Origin of the sequence: Variovorax sp. WS11 (assembly GCF_010499245.1) — a bacterium.
Taxonomy (GTDB): Bacteria; Pseudomonadota; Gammaproteobacteria; order Burkholderiales; family Burkholderiaceae_C; genus Variovorax.
The window spans coordinates 751625-769723 of sequence record NZ_JAAGOW010000005.1 but is presented as its reverse complement, the minus strand read 5'-3'; the positions used below and the strand labels follow the sequence as shown (position 1 = coordinate 769723).

Sequence of the window (18099 nt, the reverse complement as noted above, 5' to 3'; positions counted from 1 at the left end):
GATGGCGGGCCCTTCACCCGCTTGAATATTCGAGCGCGACGGCCGGCATCTGCAGCACCAGCAGGTGAACGCCGCTCGCGCCGGCGAGGCAGCCGCCTGCGTCTTCACCGGGCGAAAGATAGCGGCTTTCCCAGGCCTGCAGCCGCCGCTGCGGCGTTTCGAGCGCACCGGCAAGGACCAGCTGGAACTGGCCTGAGCCGCGCGCTTCGATCGGATCGAGTCGCGAAAAGGGCGGCAGCTGCAGGGCGTAGGCCTCGAGGCCGTCCTGCGGCGCGATCAACGGGATCTGCCGTACCGACTCCAGGCCGCGAAGCGCTTCGATCGCCAGAGGCTCATGCACCGGCCCGTGGGCATTGCGTTTCGGTCCGCGCCGCAGCCGGTCCCGTGCGGCCGGAAGGAAGTTCGCGCCCGTTTCGTACACCGCACGAATCGTGAAATAGCTCAGGCCGGCAGGGCCCGCCACCAGCGGCCCGTAGCCCGTGAAGGCGCCGGCGTAGTGAACGGAGCCGGGTCCCACCGCGTGCGCACCCAGGGTGCCGCTGCCGGCCTTGACGACCTGGAACTGATTCTGCGTGTGGAAGTGCGGCGCAAGTACGGCGTTCGGCGGCTGCTCCACGAGGAACACGGTCGGAGACAGCCCCGGGCCGCGATCGCTTTGCATCCACTCGCTTCGATGAAAGCTGAAGCCGTTCTCCAGCACACGATGGTGCCGGGTTTCGCCGGCGAGGGCGGCTGAGCCGAGTGCAATCATCGCGTCACTCCAGCCGGGCCCCGGAGCTCTTGATGATGGCCGCCCAGCGGTCGACCTCGACCCGCACGAAGCTCTTGAATTCCGCAGCCGATTTGAATCGGGGCCGCCCCCCCAGTCCGATGATCCGCTGCGAGAAGTCCGGCGAGCGCACGATCTTCGCGAGTTCTTCGCTGACCTTGTCGACGACGGCCCTGGGCGTGCCGGCAGGCGCCAGCAAGCCGACCCACGGCACGAGATCGAAATCGGCCAGGCCACTCTCTGCCACCGTCGGAACCGAGGGCAGCACGGAGATGCGCTCACTCGAGCTCACGGCGATCGGGCGCACCCGTCCGCCCGCCAGGAAGGGCTGGGCAGCGCCATAGGCGTCGAAGGAGACCTGCACCTGCCCCGCGGCCAGGTCTGTGAGCGACTTGGCTGCGCCTTGGTAGGGCACGTGCGTCATTTCGATGCCGGTGCGCCGCATGAGCTCCGACATGGCGAGGTGCGACACGGAGCCATTGCCCGGCGACGAGTAGTTCACCTTGCCCCGGTTCTCCTTCGCGTAGGCGATCAGTTCCTCGAGCGACTTGATCGGCAGGCTGGTGTTCACCATCAGCACGAGCGGCGCGTCATAGATCAACCCGACGGGCTCGAAGTCCTTCACGCTGTCGTAGCGCACGTTCTTGTACAGCACCGGATTGCCGGCGACGGCTGCGGAGGCGGACAAGGTCATGATGCTGCCGTCGGCGGGCATTCGCGCGACCGCCTCGAGCGCGATGCTGCCGGACTGGCCGGGCATGTTCTCCACGATCAGGGTCCGGCCGATCGCCGGGCCCAGGCGCTCGGCGAGCAGCCGGGCGACCGCGTCGACGGACTGGCCTGCCGGGTAGCCCACGATGAGCTTGCCCGTGTCCTTTTGCGCGAAGGCCGCGGTGCCGGTGCACAGCAGCGCGATGATCGCGCTGTTGAAGGTGCGACGGATGATTGTCATGCTCGTCTCCTTGTCCGGCGCGTTCAGGGATGCGCGGGCTGCGCAGCGCCGAGCATCTGGATGATGGAAGAGAAGTCGAGCCGGCCCCGGCCCGCGGCGCAATGCATCGCGTAGACGGACGCGGCAGCCGCGCCGAGCAGCGCAGGCGAGTGGCTCGCGACGGCGGCCTGCTCGGCCAGCCGCAAGTCCTTGAGCATCAGCTCGGACGCGAAGCCGCCCTCGTAGCCGCGATTGGCGGGCGCGGACGGCACCAGGCCGGGCTCGGGGGCATAGCTCGTGAGGGCCCAGCACTGGCCCGAGGACGTCGAGGCAATCTCGAAGAACTTTTTGGCATCGAGGCCCAGGCGCTTCGCCAGGTAAAGGGCTTCGGACACCGCCAGCATGGAAATGCCTGCAAGCATGTTGTTGCAGATCTTCGCGGCCTGTCCAGCGCCGGCCGCGCCTGCGTGGATGATGTTCTTGCCCATCGCGCGCAGGAGCTCGAGCGCACGCGCAAAGGCAGCGTCCGTGCCGCCCGCCATGATGGTGAGCGTCCCCGCGGCGGCGCCGCCGACGCCGCCGGAGACGGGGGCGTCGAGTGTGGCGAGCCCCTTGGCCTGCAAGCTCTCGTGGAAGGTGGCGCAGGACGCGACATCGATCGTCGAGCAGTCGATGACCAGTGCGCCCGGAGCGAAGGGCAGCGCGCGCGCCGCGAGCACGTCCAGCACGTGGCGCCCGCTGGGCAGCATCGTGATCACGACTTCCGCGCCGGCCACCGCCTCGTCGACCGATGTGCGTGGGTGCAGCCCCGCGTCATGCGCGCGCTCCATGGAGCCCGCGCTCACGTCGAAGCAGCGCACCTCGTGCCCTGCTTCCTTCAAGCGGCATGCCATGGGAAAGCCCATGTTGCCCAGTCCGATGAAACCGATCACTGCCATGGTGTCTCCTTGTTTTCAGAAAAGCCAACTCAGGTCATGTTGAAGATCACTGTCTTCTTGTGGGTGAAGTGGTCCAGCATCGCCTCCAGCGAGGCCTCGCGCCCCAGCCCGGATTGCTTCACGCCGCCGTAGGACAGGCCGGGCTGGACGACGATGTTCTGGTTCACCTGCACGAAGCCGGCCTGCAGTCGGCGGGTGGCGTCCAGGGCTGTCTTCAGGTTCTGCGTCCAGATGGTCGCTGCCAGCCCGAAGTCGCTGTCGTTCGCCATCTTCAAGGCCTCTTCGTAGCTGGAGAAGCGGATCACGCAAGTCACGGGGCCGAAGATCTCTTCCCGCGCGAGGCGGGAGGCGTTGTCGAGCCCGGTGAAGATGACCGGCCTCACGAAGAGCCCCGAGCGAAGCGCTTCGCCCGCGGGCAGCTGCGAACATTCGTGCGCCTGGGCTCCGAGCTCGGAGCGGCCGCTCTCGATGTAGCCCAGCACCTTGTCGAGCTGGGGCCGCGAGATGATCGTGCCGATGTCCGTCTCTTCATCGAGCGGGTCGCCCATCTTCATCGCATCGACGCGCGCCTTGAGCATCGCGACGAATTCGTCGTGGACCTTCTCATGCACGAGGATGCGGCTGGCCGCTGTGCAGCTCTGGCCCTGCCGGGTGAAGCGCATGCCGCTGACCGCGCCGGCGACGGCCTTGGGGAGGTCCGCGTCGTCCATCACGATCATCGGACTCTTGCCGCCCAGCTCGAGCGTGACGGGGATGAGCTTCTCTCCGGCAGTGCGCGCGACGATGCGGCCGGTTTCGACCGAGCCGGTGAAGGTCACCTTCCCGACGCTGGGGTGCGCGACGAGCGGCGCCCCGCAGTCCGCCCCGTAGCCGGAGACGATGTTCAGCACGCCCGGAGGTAGCTTCTGGTTGAGGATCTGGCACACGCGCAGAACCGCCAGCGGGGCCTCTTCCGCGGACTTCACGACGACCGTGTTCCCTGCCACCAGGGCCGGCGCGATCTTCAGCGCCATCAGCATCATGGGCGCGTTCCAAGGAATGATCACGCCCACCACACCGATCGGATCGCGCTGGGTGAAGGTCAGCATGTCGGGGCTGAAGGGAACGGTCTCCCCCTTGAGCTCCGAGCCCAGGCCGCCGTAGAACTGGAGTGCGTCGGCGACGACCGAGGCCTCGACGCGGCTCTCGGTGCGCAGGGCCTTGCCGGTCTCCAGCGCGACCAGCCGCCCGAGTTCTTCCACGTGCTCGGCCAGAAGACGCGAGCATTCGGCCACGAGGGTGCCCCGCTTGCGCGCGGCCGTGGCGGCCCACGCAGGCTGGGCACTTGTTGCGGCGGCGACCGCCTGGTCCACATCGCTCGCATCGCTATGGGCGGCGTGCCCGATCTCGCGTCCGGTGGCGGGGTTGACGACAGGGAAGGTACGCCCCGAGCGAGCCTCGACCAGTGCGCCGCCGATCAGGTTGTACCCGCTGATGGCGCGAGCGAGACGGTGCGGATCCGTGTCCGCAATGAGCTTGGCTTGAGTCATGCTGCGGCTCCTTTCATTTGTCTGCGGCGGCCAGCGGAGGCCAGCGCTTCTTGACCTTGATCACCCGGGCGCTGCCGCGGCGCACGAAGCGGCGCGTGTCGTCGGTGCTGGCCTGGTAGTCCCAGACCGGCTGCATGGCGTCGGGCAGCGAATTGATGAACTTGCGCCTCGCCTGGCTGGCCAGCACCTGCTGCGTGATCGCCTCCGGGTCCCAGCGGGAGAGCACGCGCGTCTTGAGGTCGGCCAAGACCTGCGGCTGTTGCTCCGCGATGTTGACCAGCTCGTTCGGGTCGGCCTCCATGTCGAACAGGAGGTTGGGATGGCCGTGCGTGTACACGTACTTGTACTTGCCGCGCCGGAGCATGCAGCAGGGGCCGGTCACCCCTTCGGCGGTGTATTCGACAAAGGCTTCCGCCTCGCCGCTGTCATCGCCCGTGGCGACCAGCGGCACCAGGCTGCGGCCGTCGATCGGTTCGACCCAGGCCGGCGTCTTCCCCTCGGTGGCGTAGTCCACGAGGGTCGGCAGCAGGTCCACGTGCGAGACCGGGTCTGCAATGCGCCGCGGCTTGGGTGCCCGGGGATCGAAGACCAGCAGGGGCACCTTGGCCGACCAGTCGAAGAACACCCGCTTGAACCACATGCCGCGTTCTCCCAGCATGTCGCCGTGGTCTGAGGTGACCACCACGATCGTGTTGTCGTCGAAGCCGGCACGCTTGAGCGTTTCGAGCAGGCGCCCGACCTTGTCGTCGATGTAGCTGACCATCGCGTAGTAGGCGTGCCGCGCGCGGCGGACCTGTTCGTCGGTCGCGCCCTTCTCGTTGAGCCCGTGGGAGTACTGGACCCACTGGCTGAGCTTGTCCCGCTCCTGCATCGGCATGTCGCCGACGATGGGCAGGTTGATCTCTTCCGGCGAATAGCGGTCGAGGTACTCCGGGGGGATGTGATAGGGCGGATGGGGATGCGTATAGGAAACGCACATGAAGAAGGGCTGCTCATCCTCCCGCGCCAGGTCGTACAGGCGCTGGATCGCCTTGGCCTCCACTTCCTCGTCGAAATCGAGTTGCAGGCTTCGGAAGCAGGAGCCGCTTTCATCCACCGTGCTCAGGTTATGGCCCGGCGAGTAGAAGCTGAATTCGCCTTCCGTCCAGTCCGCGACCCAGCCGAAGTCCGCGGGATAGATGTCGGTGGTGAGCCGCTCCTCGAAGCCGTGCTTCTGGTCGGGGCCCACGAAGTGCATCTTGCCGCTGAGGATGGTCTTGTAGCCCTGCTGGGCGAGGTAGTAGGGCAGCGTCGGCGTGGCCGCCTGGAACTCGCAGGCGTTGTCGAACGCGCCGATGCGCGTCGCGAACTGGCCCGCCAGAAGCGAGAAGCGCGCTGGCGCGCACAGCGGAAAGTTGCAGTAGGCGTTCTCGAAAACGGCAGACCGCTCGGCGAGCGCCTGCAGGTGAGGCGCCTTCACGACCGGGTTGCCGTGGAACGGCAGGACGGGGGCCGACAGTTGGTCGGCCATGACGAACAGGATGTTGGGTTTTCGCATGAGGTCTCCTTGATTGCACAACGATTGCATTTCCGTTGTATGCAATATAGACTGACCTCAACGATATGACAAGCGGAGAAAACATGAGCGACCCAACATCCCTGCCCCTGTCCGGGGTTCGCGTCCTGGATCTCACCCGCGCGCTGGCCGGGCCCTTCTGCACCATGGTCCTCGGTGACCTCGGCGCCGACGTGGTCAAGGTCGAGCCGACCGGCGGCGACATGATCCGCCACTGGGGGCCCTTCGACCGCGGCACCAGCGCCTACTACCTGAGCGGCAACCGGAACAAGCGCGGCATCGCCGTCAACTTCCGCGACCCTGCGGCGCTGGATCTGCTGCGAGCGCTGGCCGCAGACTGCGATGTGATCGTCGAGAATTTCCGGCCCGGCGCCATGGAGGCCATGGGCCTGGGCTACGAAGCGCTTGCAGCCGCGAACCCGCGATTGATCTATGCGAGCGTGACCGGCTTCGGCCGCACGGGACCGGCCGGCGGCCGTCCGGGCTTCGACCAGATCGCCCAGGGCTACTCGGGCCTGATGAGCGTCACGGGGACTGCCGAGTCCGGCCCTGTCCGCGTCGGGGTGGCCATCGGCGATCAGACCGCCGGCATGTGGTGCGCGATCGGCGTGCTCGCCGCCATTTCAGAGCGGCACGCGAGCGGCCGCGGCCGGCGCGTGGAAACTTCCTTGCTGGCGGGCCTGGTCGGACTCATGAGCGTGCAGGCGCAGCGCTACCTGAGCCTCGGCGAGGTGCCGGCGCTCGCCGGGAACACGCACCCCGTCATTTCGCCATACGGCGTGTTCCAGACCGCCGACGGCCCCTTGAACATCGCGCCGGCGACCGCCGAGATGTGGAAGCGGCTTTGCGAGGTGCTCGAACTGCAGGAACTGGTCGACGATCCGCGCTACGCCACCAACGCCGCGCGGATCGAGCGGCGCCTGGAACTCAAGGAACTCGTCGAGGCAAGATTGAAGGAGCGCAGCCGCTCCGAATGGACGCAACGGCTGCTCGCCGCCGACATCCCGGCCGGCCCCATCAACAACCTCGCCGACGTCTTCGCGGATGAACAGGTGCTCCACTCGCAGCTCGTGGAGGAGGTGCAGCACGCCGAGCTCGGCGCGATCCGGCAGGTGGGCAGCCCGATCTCGTTCGATGGCCGCCTGGGCGGCTCGATCCGCCGTGCACCGCCGGTCCTGGGGGAACACACCTTCGAAGTGCTTCGGGAGCACGGCTACGCGGAGGCGGACCTGCAGGCGCTGGTTCGCAAGGGGGTGATCGTGCAGCATGCACAAGGAGCCGGCGCATGAGCCGCACGGCCGCTCCGAAGGCTCATAGCACCGTAGCCGAAGGCGAAGGTACTCCAATGAACACCGACTCGGCGCCCACGCTGGAGATCGCGGACTCGATGGCGATCATCACCTTGCGCCGCCCGGGGCAACACAACCGCATCGATCCGGACGACCCCGCGGTCCTGCTGCAACACATCGAGCAAGTCCGCGCCGCGCCCTCGGTGCGGCTGCTCGTTCTGACCGGTGAAGGTGAAAAGACCTTCTGCTCGGGCTATACGCTGGGCCAGATCGGCGCGCGCCTGGATCGATCTCTCGAGCAAATGCTCGACGCCCTGGAGTCCATCGAGATCCCCACGCTGTGCGCCATGAATGGCAGCGCCTATGGTGGCGGCACCGACCTGGCCCTGGCGTGCGACTTCCGCATCGGCGTGCGTGGATGCCGCCTGTTCATGCCCGCCGCGAGGTTCGGCTTGCACTACTACCCGGGCGGGCTGCGGCGCTTCGTCACGCGGCTTGGCTGTTCGGCCAGCAAGAAGATCTTCCTGACCGGGATGACGATGGACAGCGAGGAACTGCTCAGAACCGGCTTCCTCACGGAGCTGGTGGAACGCGATGAGCTGCAGCCGCAGATCGACCTGTACCGCGACAATATCGCGCGCTGCGATGCGCAGGCAGTCCGCTCGATGAAACGCCACATCAACGCCATTTCGGCTGGCGAATGGGACGAGGCCTTCGGCAGGGCTGCGTACGAAGCCTCGATGTCGTCCGAGGAAACGGTCAGGCGCCTGGCGAAAGTGGCGGAACTGACGGCGAGGTGATCGCCAAGCCTTACGCCTTCTGTTCATGCGTCTGGCAGGCGGCAAAGCCACGCTCCGTCACTTTAAGAACGACAGCGGGTGCGCTGTAGCGATAGCTTTCCTCGTCCAGGAGCATCGGTGGAATGTCGGCTTCCACGAAGCCCGTGACCTTCAAGACCAGCAGTTTCTCGATGTCATCCGGTTCGAACACTGTCGAAGGCATGCGCGCTTCGCAGAGCGCGGCAAGCAGTTTCATTGGCAACTTCGTTCCTCCCCTCTTCGTCGCGGCTGTCGACTTTATGACAAGCGGCGGCCCACGACGCGTGAAGAGTGGGATATTCGGCTGCGGACGGTATCTGGTTGTAACGGCACCCAAAGGCACCGCGGCCTGTACCGGCAAATCAACGCCGGCGGTGAAGTCCGGTCGATCGCTGCTGCGCAGGCTTGTCGGCACGGCTGAGGTTGTGGGCCGTGTTGAGTAACGAAACATGCGAGAAGGCCTGAGGAAAGTTACCCAGCTGCCTGCCGGCGCGCGGGTCGTACTCTTCGGCCAGCAGCCCGACATCATTGCGCAGGGCCAGAAGGCGCTGGAACAGCCGTCTTGCGTCCTCGAGCCGGCCCATCAGGGTGTAGGCATCTGCCAGCCAGAAGCTGCAGGCGAGAAAAGCGCCCTCGCCGGCGGGCAAGCCATCGTCCGTCTGCACCGTGTCGTAGCGCAGCACCAGGCCGTCCACGAGCAAGCGGCGCTCGATCGCGGCGATGGTGCCGGCAATGCGTGCGTCCGAGACCGGCAGGAATCCGATCGTCGGCAACAGGAGCAGGCTGGCGTCGAGCAGCCGGCTGCCATAGGCCTGCACGAAGCTTCCGAGTTCGGCGTCGAAGCCGTGCAGGCACACATCCTCGTGGATGCGATCGCGAAGCGAGCGCCATCGCTCCGCCGGCCCCGGCAGGCCGAACTGCTCGACGCCCTTGACGGCACGATCGAATGCCACCCACGCCATGGCCTTCGAGAAAGTGAAGTGTTGCCTGGGGCCGCGAACCTCCCAGATGCCTTCATCCGGCTCCTGCCAGATGCGCTCCAGATGGTCGAGCAGCGCCTGCTGGAGTGCCCAGGCGCTGTCGCTTGCTGCCAGGCCACCGCATCGGGCCTGGTGCAGTGCGTCCATCACCTCGCCGAACACGTCGAGCTGCAGCTGTTCACAGGCGGCGTTGCCGATTCGCACCGGCCGCGAGGCCTCATGGCCGCACAGCCACGGCACCTCCCACTCGGTGGCCCGATGCTCGCCGGCGATGCCGTAGAGGATCTGCATCTGCTCGGGCGCACCGGCTGCTGCACGCACGAGCCAGTCTCGCCACGCCTTGGCTTCCTCATAGTGGCCTGCGTTCATGAGGGCCAGCAAGGTCAAGGTCGCGTCGCGCAGCCAGCAGAAGCGATAGTCCCAGTTTCTCGAACTGCCCAATTGCTCGGGCAGCGAAGTCGTGGGCGCAGCGACGATGCCTCCTGTCGGTGCATAGGTCAATGCTTTGAGCGTGACCAGCGAGCGCGCCACCTCCGGGGCCCACTCGCCGGCATCGTGGTGTGCGGACGACCATTCGGTCCAGAATCGTTCAGTCCGCTCGAGTTCGCGCTCCGCATCTGCCGGCGCAGGAGGAGCCAGGTGCGATGGCCCGTAGCCGAGGACGAAAGGCTGGCGCTCGCCCGCGCTGACGCTGAATTCGGCGACGCTACGCAGGTTCTCGCCACGGAGCGCGACGGGCGATCGCAGCACGAGCATGTCCGGTCCTGAGACTGCCATCAAGGTATGCGGGTCTAGCTTGCTGCACCAGGGCACGGTTGCGCCATAGCCGTAGCGCACGACGAGCTCCGTGCGCATGGGCATCGAACCGCGCTCGCCGACAACGATGCGAATCAGATCCGGCGGATCGCCATGGGGCGGCATGAAATCGATCACGACGACCGCTGCATCGTCGGTCTCGAAGCGAGTCTCCAGGATGAGCGTGTCCTCGCGATAGCGACGCGAGACGCGCGCGGTGGCATCCACAGGGGCCAGCAGCCAGCGACCGTTGTCCGGCGCGCCCAGCAGCGCCGCGAAGCAGGCATCCGAGTCGAAGCGGGGCCAGCAGAGCCAGTCGATGGAGCCATCCTTCCCTACCAACGCTGCGCTGTAGCAGTCTCCCAGGAGTGCATAGTCCTCGATGCGGAAAGCCATCGTTGTTCTTCAGGGTCTCGTGGCACCGAACGACCCGGCAGAATGGTCAGCGTCTTCCTCTCTGGCGATCGCCACGTCGACGAAGTGCCTGGCTTTGTCGAGCAGCTTCTTGAGCAGCGCACCTTCGTCGGAGAGCGGCCCGGTCAAGGCGACGCGCCCCTTGAAATCCCGATCTTCGTGGATGTCCGCTCGAAGCGCGAGCACCTCATTCTTGCGCGTCACTTCGATCGAAATGGCGAAGCCAAGATATTCCAGCTGGTCGCGGCGAGAGGCGGGAGATGAACCGGTCATGCGCTTGCTCCGGTTGGATCCAATGAGCCGCAGCGCTTCATGCCCGAAGCACTGTTCCCTGATCTGCTATCGGCAGCTCGGCCCACTCTAGCCCTATTTCGTCCAGATGTCGTGAGCCCGGACACTGAGCGATCTACAAATACACTAACGGCATCCGCTTACTCTCTAACCACGAATTCCACACCTCCTCCAAAACAACCACCAAACCCAAAACCCCGCACTCCACAACTCGCGTCCGCCGTTAGCGTATTTTCGATGTCCACTCTTTCCCTCTTCGATGAATCTCCGACCGACAGCCTCCGCCAGGCCTTCGAGCGCTGGCTGTCGGACCAGCAGGCCGCCGGGTCCTTGCGGCAAAGCTCCTCGATCCAGGTCTACCGGGACATGTGGGGCGGCTTCACCGCGTGGTGCCTGGGCCAATCACCGGTGGTGACGCTGGCGTCGCTGGACGTGCGGGACCTGGAGGCGTTCCAGGCGGCGCGCTTCGGCATGAAGAGCGCGGACCTGTCGCTCTCCCCTCGTCATGCGCTGCGGCTGCTGCGGCTGATCGACCGGGTGTCTCGCCATCACGCCGCGGAGACCGGCGTCCAGGCAAATACCGCGGCGGCCGACTGGATCGCAGCGCAGCCGCAGGTTCGATATGCCGAGGCCAAGCATGCCGACCCGCTGCCCGAGCACCTGTCCGTATCGGAAGCGAAGCACCTGATCGCCTTCCTGTCGAACGCGCGCCCTCGTCCCTCGGCGGTGGGGTCGCGCCGCGACAACCACAAGGCCTTCACATGGCAACAACTTCGCAATCGCGTGGCGGTTTCATTGCAGTTGGGTGCGGGGCTCGCGCCGGGCGATGTGCGGGTGCTCACCGTTCATTCACCGACAACACAAGGCGGGCGCACGCGTGAGCGCCCCTGGAAAGTCGCTGTTCCGGGCAACGGCAATTTGCCGGCGCGCGAGACGCCTATCGCACCCTGGGCGGGCGAGTTGCTGCAGCATTGGCTGCAGGTGCGCGCCGACATGGAGATTGCGGGCGACTATCTCTTTCCCTCGACGCGCTCGGGCAAGCCCTGGAGCAAGGAAGCCCAGTACAAGGCGGCCAAACAGGTGTTCGAGGAAGCCGGCCTCGATGGCACCGAAGGCGGCTCATTTCGATTGCGCCATACCTTTGCGCTTCGCCAGTTGCGCAGAGGTACGGATGCCGTGCAGGTCTCACGCTGGCTCGGAGTCGAACCTGAAGCGATGGCCAAGTACCGCCGGGTCGTGACCGGCCCGGAGCAAGTGGTTTAGCAAGGGCGCGCTGCGCAACGACTCAGCCTGCCATCTCCTCGAGCGTCTTCCCGGCTTCGAGTGCCTCTTTGAGCCAGCGTGGCTTGGGTCCCATTCCCGACCAGGTGTGTCCCGCCTGATCCCGGTAAGCAACCTTGGCCTTGCGCTTCTTGGCTGTGCGCCCCTTCGGAGTCTGCGCTTTCGGCGACAAGGACTCGGTGGCGAATTCTTCGAGCGCGCGGCCCGCGTTGAGCGCGTCGCGCAGCCAGAACGGGCGCTTTCCCATTCCCGACCAGGAGTTCCCTTGACCGTCGCTGTACTTGGCAGCCCGAACCGGCACGGCCTTTTTCGTCTTCGCCGTCGCTTTCGCATTGCCGGAACCAGACTTCGCGTTGAGGCCCAATTGCCCTGCCGTCAGCCCGTAATGGGCAATGGCAACTTTGATACGGTCGACCACGCCCTTGACTTCCTGATCGCGAATCTTGTCTGCCTGGCGCTGAAGTGCCTCGATTTGCTTCTGGATTTGCTTGTAACTCTGAGCCATTGAATGAGGTCTCCAAGATTGAGGTGAGAGTGCGACTTTAATCGCATTACCGGGTTGCCCGGAATTACGACCTCACGCAGGCAAGACTCAGACTGCTTTATTCCAAGCCCACCGTCAATCTTTGACTCTGACTCCGCGGCCTGTGGCGCTTCCTCAATCGGGTTTGATGTTCTGCATCTTCACCAGCTCCGTCCACCGTGTGGTGTCCCGCACCAGGCGTTCGTGAAACTCCTCAGGGGTCGAGACCTCGACCTCGAAGCCTTGCGCGCCGAGCGCTTTCTGCTCGTCGCGCAGGATCTCGTGGACTTCGCGATTAAGGCGAGCAATCAGCTCCGGCGGTGTGCCCTTCGGCGCGAACATGCCATACCAGATGTTGCCGTCGACGCCCTGCACATTGCCTTCCGCCATCGATGGCACGCCCGGAAGCACGGGTGAGCGCTTGTCGCCGGTGATGGCCAGCGGCACCAGCTTGCCGGAGCGCACGTGGGGTGCGGCCGCGATCGCGGTGAGCGGCGCCATGTCGATCTGCCCGCCCAGGATGTCCGTCAGCTGTTGCGCCGAGCCCCGGTAGGGGATGTGCATGATGTACGTCTGCGTCTTCGCCTTGAACAGTTCCGCTGCCAGGTGGTTGGGCGTGCCGTTGCCCGGTGAGCCGTAGCTCAACCGGCCTGGCGACTGGCGGACGGCGGCGAGGAAGTCGCCGATGGTTTTCATCCCGGTGCCGGGGTGCGTCACGAACACCAGCCGGCTCCACCCCATGAGCGTGACTGGCGCGAGGTCCTTGCTCGCGTCGAACGGCAGGCTCTTCTGCAAGGGCGCGCCCGTGGCGAGACTGCTCGCATGGATCAACAGCGTGCTGCCGTTCGGCGCGGCGCGCACGACGGCTTCGGTCCCGATGTTGCCGGAGGCGCCGACGCGGTTGTCGACCACGACCGTGCGGCCGATGCGCTCCGACAGCTTGGGCGCGATCGTCCGTGCGAGAAGGTCGGGGGTCGATCCGGGGGTGGTCGGGATGATCAGGCGCACCGGGCCATCCGGGAAGTTCTGGGCGTGCGCCGTGGGCGACAGCAGTGCTGCGGCGGCGCACAGGGCCGCCGCAGCAACGGACATGGGCAATCTCATGGTTGTCTCCTTGGTGGATCTCGGTGGCAGACGATGGCGCACGAACGCTCCAGCGCTTCGATGTCCGCGTCGCTCATGTGCAGCCGCTCCCGCAGCACCTGCGCCGTGTCGCCGCCCAGCGCGGCAACCCGGGCGCCCGGCAGCGGTCGGCGGCCATCGAAGCCAAAGGGCAGGCGCGTGCTGAGGTATTCGTGCGGGCCGTCGATGACGGGCGCGAAACTCTCGCGCTGCGCGAACTGCGGATCGCGCATGGCCTCCTCGACGCGCAGGTAGCGGGTGCAGGGCACGCCCTGGGCAGACAGGATGCGCTCGCATTCGGCGGCCGTGCGCTGCATCGTCCACGACTCGATGCGGCGCATGTACTCGGACCAGTTGCGAAAGCGTGCCGCGTCGGTCGCCAGCAGCGGATCCTCGGCCCACTCGGGGTGGCCGAGCGCCGCGCAGAGCTTGACGAAGTTGCGCGCATTGATCGGCGTGACGAGCACGTAGCCGTCCAGCGCCCGAAGCGGCTTGTAGCTGGGCCGCGGCTGCGCCGCACCCGCCTGCGCCGCCTGAAGCTCGTAGGGCAGCACGTTCATCACGCTGTCCATCAGGTTCACGTCGATGTGGGTGCCGAGGCCGGTGCGCTCGCGCTGCAGCAGCGCCGTCTGGATCGACATCGCGGCGAACATGGCCGTGAGGATGTCCGCCATGGGCACGTTGGAGCCGACGGGCCGGCCCTGCGCGTCCTCGCCCAGGGCGTGGTCGAAGCCGCTCGCGGCGTGCACGATCGGCGCGTAGGCCGGACGGTGAGACAGCGCCGTGTCTTGCCCGAACCCGGAGATGGAGCAGTAGATCAGCCTCGGGTTCTGCAGGCGCAACGCTGCCGCACCCAGACCCAGCCGCGCCATCACGCCCGGACGGAATGCGTCCACCACGATATCCGCGCCCGCTGCGAGGGTTTGCGCGATCTCCACGGCCGCCGCCTGCTTCAGGTCGAGGGCGATGCAGCGCTTGCCGCTGTTCAGGTGGCCGAAGTAGGCGCTGTGGCCCTCCCGCAGCGGAGGGCGATGGCGCATGTGATCGCCTTCGGGCGGCTCGACCTTGATGACCTCGGCGCCCAGGTCCGCCAGCCAGCGGGCGCAGTACGGGCCCGCGATCATCGCGGAGAAGTCGATCACTCGCAGGCCTCGAAGGGCGGGGGCAGGCGCGTCGCGGGACATCGTCAGTAGGAGGGGAAGGACAGGCCGCCGTTAATGCTCATGGTCGAACCCGTGATCTGGTCCGATGCAGGGCTGGCAAGGAACAGGATGTAGTCCGCCAGGTCCTGTGCGGTGTTGATGCGAAAGCCCACCTGCGCATGGGCCTTCGAGAAGGCCTTGACGAGCGTGTCCTCCCGCATCGCCTCCTTCGCTGCCAGGTAGGCGTCGTAGGGCGGCGTGCCGGCGGTGATGGTCGTCGCGACGGCGTTGATGCGGATGCCGTCGCGCGCGAGCTCCTTCGCCAGCGAACGGGTGAGCGACATGATGGCCGCGCCGGCGGCCCCCACCATGGACTCGCTCGGCGTCGGCGTGCGCGCGGCGTCCGTGGTGAGCAGGATGATCTTGCCGTTGCCCTGTTCCCGCATGACGGGGACGGCCGCGTGCAGCCCGTTCAGGCGGGGCATGAGGCGGCTTTGCAGCAGCGCAAGGCTGTGCTCGGGCGTCGCCATCTCGCGGAACAGCACGGGCCGCGGCTCGCGCGGCCCGCCGCTGCTCAGGTACACGTCGAGCCGGCCGAAGCGCTCGCGCGCCACGGCAACCAACTGCTGCGCATCCTCGAAGCGCATCAGGTCGCCGCGCACGAAGTGCGCTTCGCCCCGCCCTTTCGCGCACAGCCCCTCGATCTCGCGACCGGCGCCTTCGTCGGTGCCCTGGAACACCACGCGCGCACCGTTCGCGGCCAGGGTCGTCACGGCCGCGCGACCGATGCCCTTCGTGCCGCCCGTCACGGCGACCGAAAGGCCCTCCAGGTCTGCGTGCAGTGCGCTCATGGCCGCTCGCGCCCTTCGTCGCCGTAGCGTTCCTCGCGTCCATGCGACGCACTGCGCACACCTTCGTCGCGGCGCTTCTTCATGAAGTTGTATTCGTCTTCCTCATAGCGGATATTGGTGCTGAGTGCGTGCATCACATAGCCATGGGCGAACTGGCTCGTCATTCCGAGCGAATCGAGGGCCAGGTTCGTCGCCGCCTTGCCGAAGGCAATGGCGTCGCGCGGGAGCTTGGCGATGCGCTCGGCCCAGTCCTCGCCCGCGCGCTCGAGCTCTGCATCCGGCACGACCTTGTTGACCAGGCCCATCTGCACGGCTTCCTCGGGCTTCAGCATGTCCGCAATCAGCAGCAGCTCGCGCGCCTTTTTCGGCCCCGCGGCGAGGATGTTCCAGGCGGTCATATACGCGGCACCGGCCAGCCCGGCCTTCTGCTCGGGATGGCCGATCCGCGCGGCATCGCTTGCGATGGCCAGGTCGCAAGCCTCCACGATATGGAGCCCGGCGCCCACGCAATAGCCGCGCACGAGAGCGATCGTCGGCTTGCTGCAATAGAACAGGTCGCGGAATTGATTCAGGTGGCGGCGGTCGAAGTCGAGCCGCGCCCGCTGGCTCGGCCTGCGGCCCTTGCCGGAGGGATCGAAGCCATACTCGCTGCCGATTTCCGCCAAGTCGTGGCCGGCGCTGAAGTGGCCGCCCGCGCCGGTGATGATCACCACGCGCACATCGTCGTCCTGTTCCGCATCGGCGATGCACGCCATCAGCAGGTCGAAGGCTGCATAGGTCAGGGCATTGCGCTTCTCGGGCCGGTTGAAGGTGACATAGGCCTTGCCGTCCCGCTTCTCGTACAGGACCATCCCGTCGACCGGGGTTTCGTCTTTGCTCATCGATGGCTTTCGGTTTCGGTGTCGTGGGCGGCCAGTTCGGCACGGATGCGCGCGCCGTCGGCATCGACGAGCGGCGGGGCGCCGGCCGGCTCGAGCTGCCGGCGGTCGAAGCGTGCGGGAAAGCGCGGAACGCGCATCGGACCGGCCGGCGATGGCAGCTCGCGGTAGATGCGGTTGTGCTCCACCTGCGCGTCCGCGAGGTGTTCGTCGAGCGTGCGCACCGGCGCGATCGGCACGTCGAAGGGTTCGAGCAGCGCGAGCCAATGCGCCGCCGGCTTGGTGGACATGATCTCGTTGAGGTGCGCGTAGAGACAGTCGACCATCTTGCTGTGATCGTGGATCGCCAGCATCTGCGCCTTGATATCGGGCCGCTCCAAGGCCTTGAGCGTGCGCGATATCTGCCCGCCGTTGACCGGCGCGACGACCACGTAGCCGTCGGAGGTCCGCACCACCGGATTGAAGGCAGGCCGCCACGGCGTCTCGTCCTCGGTAAAGGTGCGGTGCTGGAACATGTCGGGGAAGTTGAAGTACGCCATCACGTCGAGCATCGGCAGCGAGACGTGGCTGCCCTTGCCGCTGCGCTCTCTTGCGTACAGCGCCGCGAGGATCGATTGCGAGCCGAAGGTGGCCACCACCTTGTCGACCACCCAGTACGGCGCGACGTCGGGCGCACCGGCCGCACTGAGGAGGTGGACCATGCCGGTGTGCCCCTGGATCAGCGAGTCGTAGGCCGGGGTGCGCGACAGCGGCCCGCTGTCGCCAAAGCCCGTGATGGACAGGCGCACCAGCCGGGGGTTGAGGGCTTCGAGCACCTCCTGGCCGAGGCCGAGCGAACCCGCGACGTGGGGCCGCCAGTTCTCCACCAGCACGTCGGCGGTGGCGAGCAGCGCCTTCATGGTGGCCAGATCAGTGGCCGACTTGAGGTCGAGCACGATGCTGCGCTTGCCGCGGTTGATGTTCGACCAGAGCGCGCTGAAGCCTGCAACCTTGTGCCCGAAGGCGCGGAAGCCATCGCCGCCCGGTGGCTCGACCTTGACGACGGTCGCGCCGAGGTCGGCCAGCATGGTGGCGGCGAGCGGGCCGGTCATGTAGCTGGAGGAATCGACGACGCGGATGCCCGCGAGCGGGCCCTGGCTTGGCGTGTCGGCGTTGGAAGGCTTGATTGGGTCATCCATTCGAGTTATTATGGGTCACCCAATCGCCATGCGTCAAGCTCCCTTCATGCCGACATCCCATCCCGCATCGAACAGGGCGCTTTCCGGAGCGTTGTTCCATCCCGTGACCGGCCCCCGTCCCGCCACGGAAATCATTCAGCAGATCCGCGAGCTCATCCACGGGCAGCGCCTGAAGGCCGACGACAGGTTGCCGCCGGAACGCGATCTCGCCGAGCAGTTCGGCGTCAGCCGCAACTCGGTCCGCCAAGCCCTGAGGTCGCTGGAAGAACAGGGGCTGCTGGCGATCCGCAAGGGCGCCACCGGCGGCGCCTTCATCCAGGGCGGCGGCGCCGTCGCGGTGCCCACGCTCATGTCGGACCTCTTCTCGCTGGGCGCGATCCGCCCGCAGGACCTGACGGAGGTGCGTGTGCTGATCGGCGTCGAAGTCGTGCGGCTCGCCTGCGGACGTTGCACCGAGGAGGACATCGATCGGCTCGAAGACAACGTCGACGCCGCGGAGGAAGCGGTCAAGACCGGCGACCTCGAGCGCCGGACCCGGCTCAACCTCGAGTTCCACAAGATGCTCGCGCGGATGTCGGGCAACAGTCTGCTCATGGCGATCACGGATGGCGTGGTCACCATCACCAAGCAGTTCGTGGACCGCATCGGCCGCACGCCGACGAGCTACGTCATGCCGTTTCGAAGGCGTCTCCTCAAACTGCTGCGCGCCCGGGATGCCGACGGGGCGGCCGCGGAGATGCGCCGCCATCTGCTGCAGCAGCAGAAGCTCTACCTCAAGGCCGCCGCCAACCTGGAGGCATCCGGCCCGCACTGAA

General features: G+C 66.7%; 18 protein-coding genes. 4 read left to right on the top strand and 14 right to left on the bottom strand.

The window, feature by feature from the left end; genetic code table 11:
• Positions 1–13: 13 nt before the first annotated feature.
• The 5 genes from GXN78_RS38220 to betC are packed head-to-tail and all read right to left on the bottom strand — an operon-like array spanning position 14 to position 5704.
• Positions 14–751: a hypothetical protein gene (locus GXN78_RS38220; protein ID WP_106555462.1), complete on the bottom strand. Its 738-nt coding sequence runs from the start codon at positions 749–751 to the stop codon at positions 14–16.
• A 4-nt stretch (positions 752–755) separates the two neighbouring features.
• Complete coding sequence (locus GXN78_RS38215) at positions 756–1721, bottom strand: tripartite tricarboxylate transporter substrate binding protein (protein ID WP_106555461.1); 966 nt, start codon at positions 1719–1721, stop codon at positions 756–758.
• Between the two features lie 23 nt (positions 1722–1744).
• Positions 1745–2638 carry a 3-hydroxyisobutyrate dehydrogenase gene (gene mmsB / locus GXN78_RS38210; RefSeq protein ID WP_106555460.1) on the bottom strand — a complete coding sequence of 298 codons (894 nt, stop codon included), beginning with the start codon at positions 2636–2638 and terminating at the stop codon, positions 1745–1747.
• A 29-nt stretch (positions 2639–2667) separates the two neighbouring features.
• The gene (locus GXN78_RS38205; protein ID WP_106555459.1) at positions 2668–4167 is read right to left on the bottom strand and encodes an aldehyde dehydrogenase family protein; all 1500 of its coding nucleotides are present in this window, start codon (positions 4165–4167) and stop codon (positions 2668–2670) included.
• A 13-nt stretch (positions 4168–4180) separates the two neighbouring features.
• A complete protein-coding gene (betC, locus tag GXN78_RS38200; protein ID WP_106555458.1) occupies positions 4181–5704 on the bottom strand; it encodes a choline-sulfatase in 1524 nt (507 codons plus the stop codon).
• A gap of 83 nt (positions 5705–5787) precedes the next feature.
• On the opposite strand from betC, the gene GXN78_RS38195 reads away from it, so the two are divergent.
• Both GXN78_RS38195 and GXN78_RS38190 read left to right on the top strand, forming a co-directional pair.
• Positions 5788–7011: a CoA transferase gene (locus GXN78_RS38195; protein ID WP_106555457.1), complete on the top strand. Its 1224-nt coding sequence runs from the start codon at positions 5788–5790 to the stop codon at positions 7009–7011.
• Positions 7012–7109: 98 nt separating this feature from the next.
• On the top strand, positions 7110–7811 hold the full coding sequence (locus tag GXN78_RS38190; protein WP_164256303.1) for an enoyl-CoA hydratase/isomerase family protein: 702 nt from the start codon (positions 7110–7112) through the stop codon (positions 7809–7811).
• A 10-nt stretch (positions 7812–7821) separates the two neighbouring features.
• Here the strand turns inward: GXN78_RS38190 and GXN78_RS38185 are convergent, their stop codons facing one another.
• The 3 genes from GXN78_RS38185 to GXN78_RS38175 form a co-directional block, all read right to left on the bottom strand.
• Positions 7822–8046, bottom strand: a complete 225-nt coding sequence (locus tag GXN78_RS38185) for a hypothetical protein (protein ID WP_106555455.1) — start codon at positions 8044–8046, stop codon at positions 7822–7824.
• Between the two features lie 145 nt (positions 8047–8191).
• Positions 8192–10000, bottom strand: coding sequence for a glycoside hydrolase family 15 protein (locus GXN78_RS38180; protein ID WP_106555454.1), 1809 nt, complete (start codon positions 9998–10000; stop codon positions 8192–8194).
• Between the two features lie 9 nt (positions 10001–10009).
• A complete protein-coding gene (locus GXN78_RS38175; RefSeq protein WP_106555453.1) occupies positions 10010–10291 on the bottom strand; it encodes a hypothetical protein in 282 nt (93 codons plus the stop codon).
• A gap of 384 nt (positions 10292–10675) precedes the next feature.
• On the opposite strand from GXN78_RS38175, the gene GXN78_RS38170 reads away from it, so the two are divergent.
• Positions 10676–11572, top strand: a complete 897-nt coding sequence (locus GXN78_RS38170; RefSeq protein ID WP_239143075.1) for a tyrosine-type recombinase/integrase — start codon at positions 10676–10678, stop codon at positions 11570–11572.
• Positions 11573–11594: 22 nt separating this feature from the next.
• On the opposite strand, the gene GXN78_RS38165 is transcribed toward GXN78_RS38170, so the two are convergent.
• The 6 genes from GXN78_RS38165 to GXN78_RS38140 form a co-directional block, all read right to left on the bottom strand.
• Complete coding sequence (locus tag GXN78_RS38165) at positions 11595–12095, bottom strand: H-NS family nucleoid-associated regulatory protein (protein ID WP_106555451.1); 501 nt, start codon at positions 12093–12095, stop codon at positions 11595–11597.
• A 153-nt stretch (positions 12096–12248) separates the two neighbouring features.
• A complete protein-coding gene (locus tag GXN78_RS38160; RefSeq protein ID WP_106555450.1) occupies positions 12249–13217 on the bottom strand; it encodes a tripartite tricarboxylate transporter substrate binding protein in 969 nt (322 codons plus the stop codon).
• Positions 13214–14377 carry a CoA transferase gene (locus GXN78_RS38155; RefSeq protein ID WP_164256301.1) on the bottom strand — a complete coding sequence of 388 codons (1164 nt, stop codon included), beginning with the start codon at positions 14375–14377 and terminating at the stop codon, positions 13214–13216. The genes GXN78_RS38160 and GXN78_RS38155 overlap by 4 nt, the downstream gene beginning before the upstream one ends.
• A 44-nt stretch (positions 14378–14421) precedes the next feature.
• Complete coding sequence (locus tag GXN78_RS38150; RefSeq protein WP_106555448.1) at positions 14422–15228, bottom strand: SDR family oxidoreductase; 807 nt, start codon at positions 15226–15228, stop codon at positions 14422–14424.
• The gene (locus GXN78_RS38145; protein WP_106555447.1) at positions 15225–16109 is read right to left on the bottom strand and encodes an enoyl-CoA hydratase/isomerase family protein; all 885 of its coding nucleotides are present in this window, start codon (positions 16107–16109) and stop codon (positions 15225–15227) included. Before GXN78_RS38145 ends, GXN78_RS38150 begins: the two co-directional genes overlap by 4 nt.
• The gene (locus GXN78_RS38140; protein WP_106555446.1) at positions 16106–17284 is read right to left on the bottom strand and encodes a CoA transferase; all 1179 of its coding nucleotides are present in this window, start codon (positions 17282–17284) and stop codon (positions 16106–16108) included. The genes GXN78_RS38145 and GXN78_RS38140 overlap by 4 nt, the downstream gene beginning before the upstream one ends.
• A 103-nt stretch (positions 17285–17387) precedes the next feature.
• Here GXN78_RS38140 and GXN78_RS38135 point away from each other — a divergent pair, with 103 nt between their 5' ends.
• The gene (locus tag GXN78_RS38135; RefSeq protein ID WP_164256299.1) at positions 17388–18098 is read left to right on the top strand and encodes an FCD domain-containing protein; all 711 of its coding nucleotides are present in this window, start codon (positions 17388–17390) and stop codon (positions 18096–18098) included.
• The last annotated feature ends 1 nt before the right edge of the window (position 18099 follow it).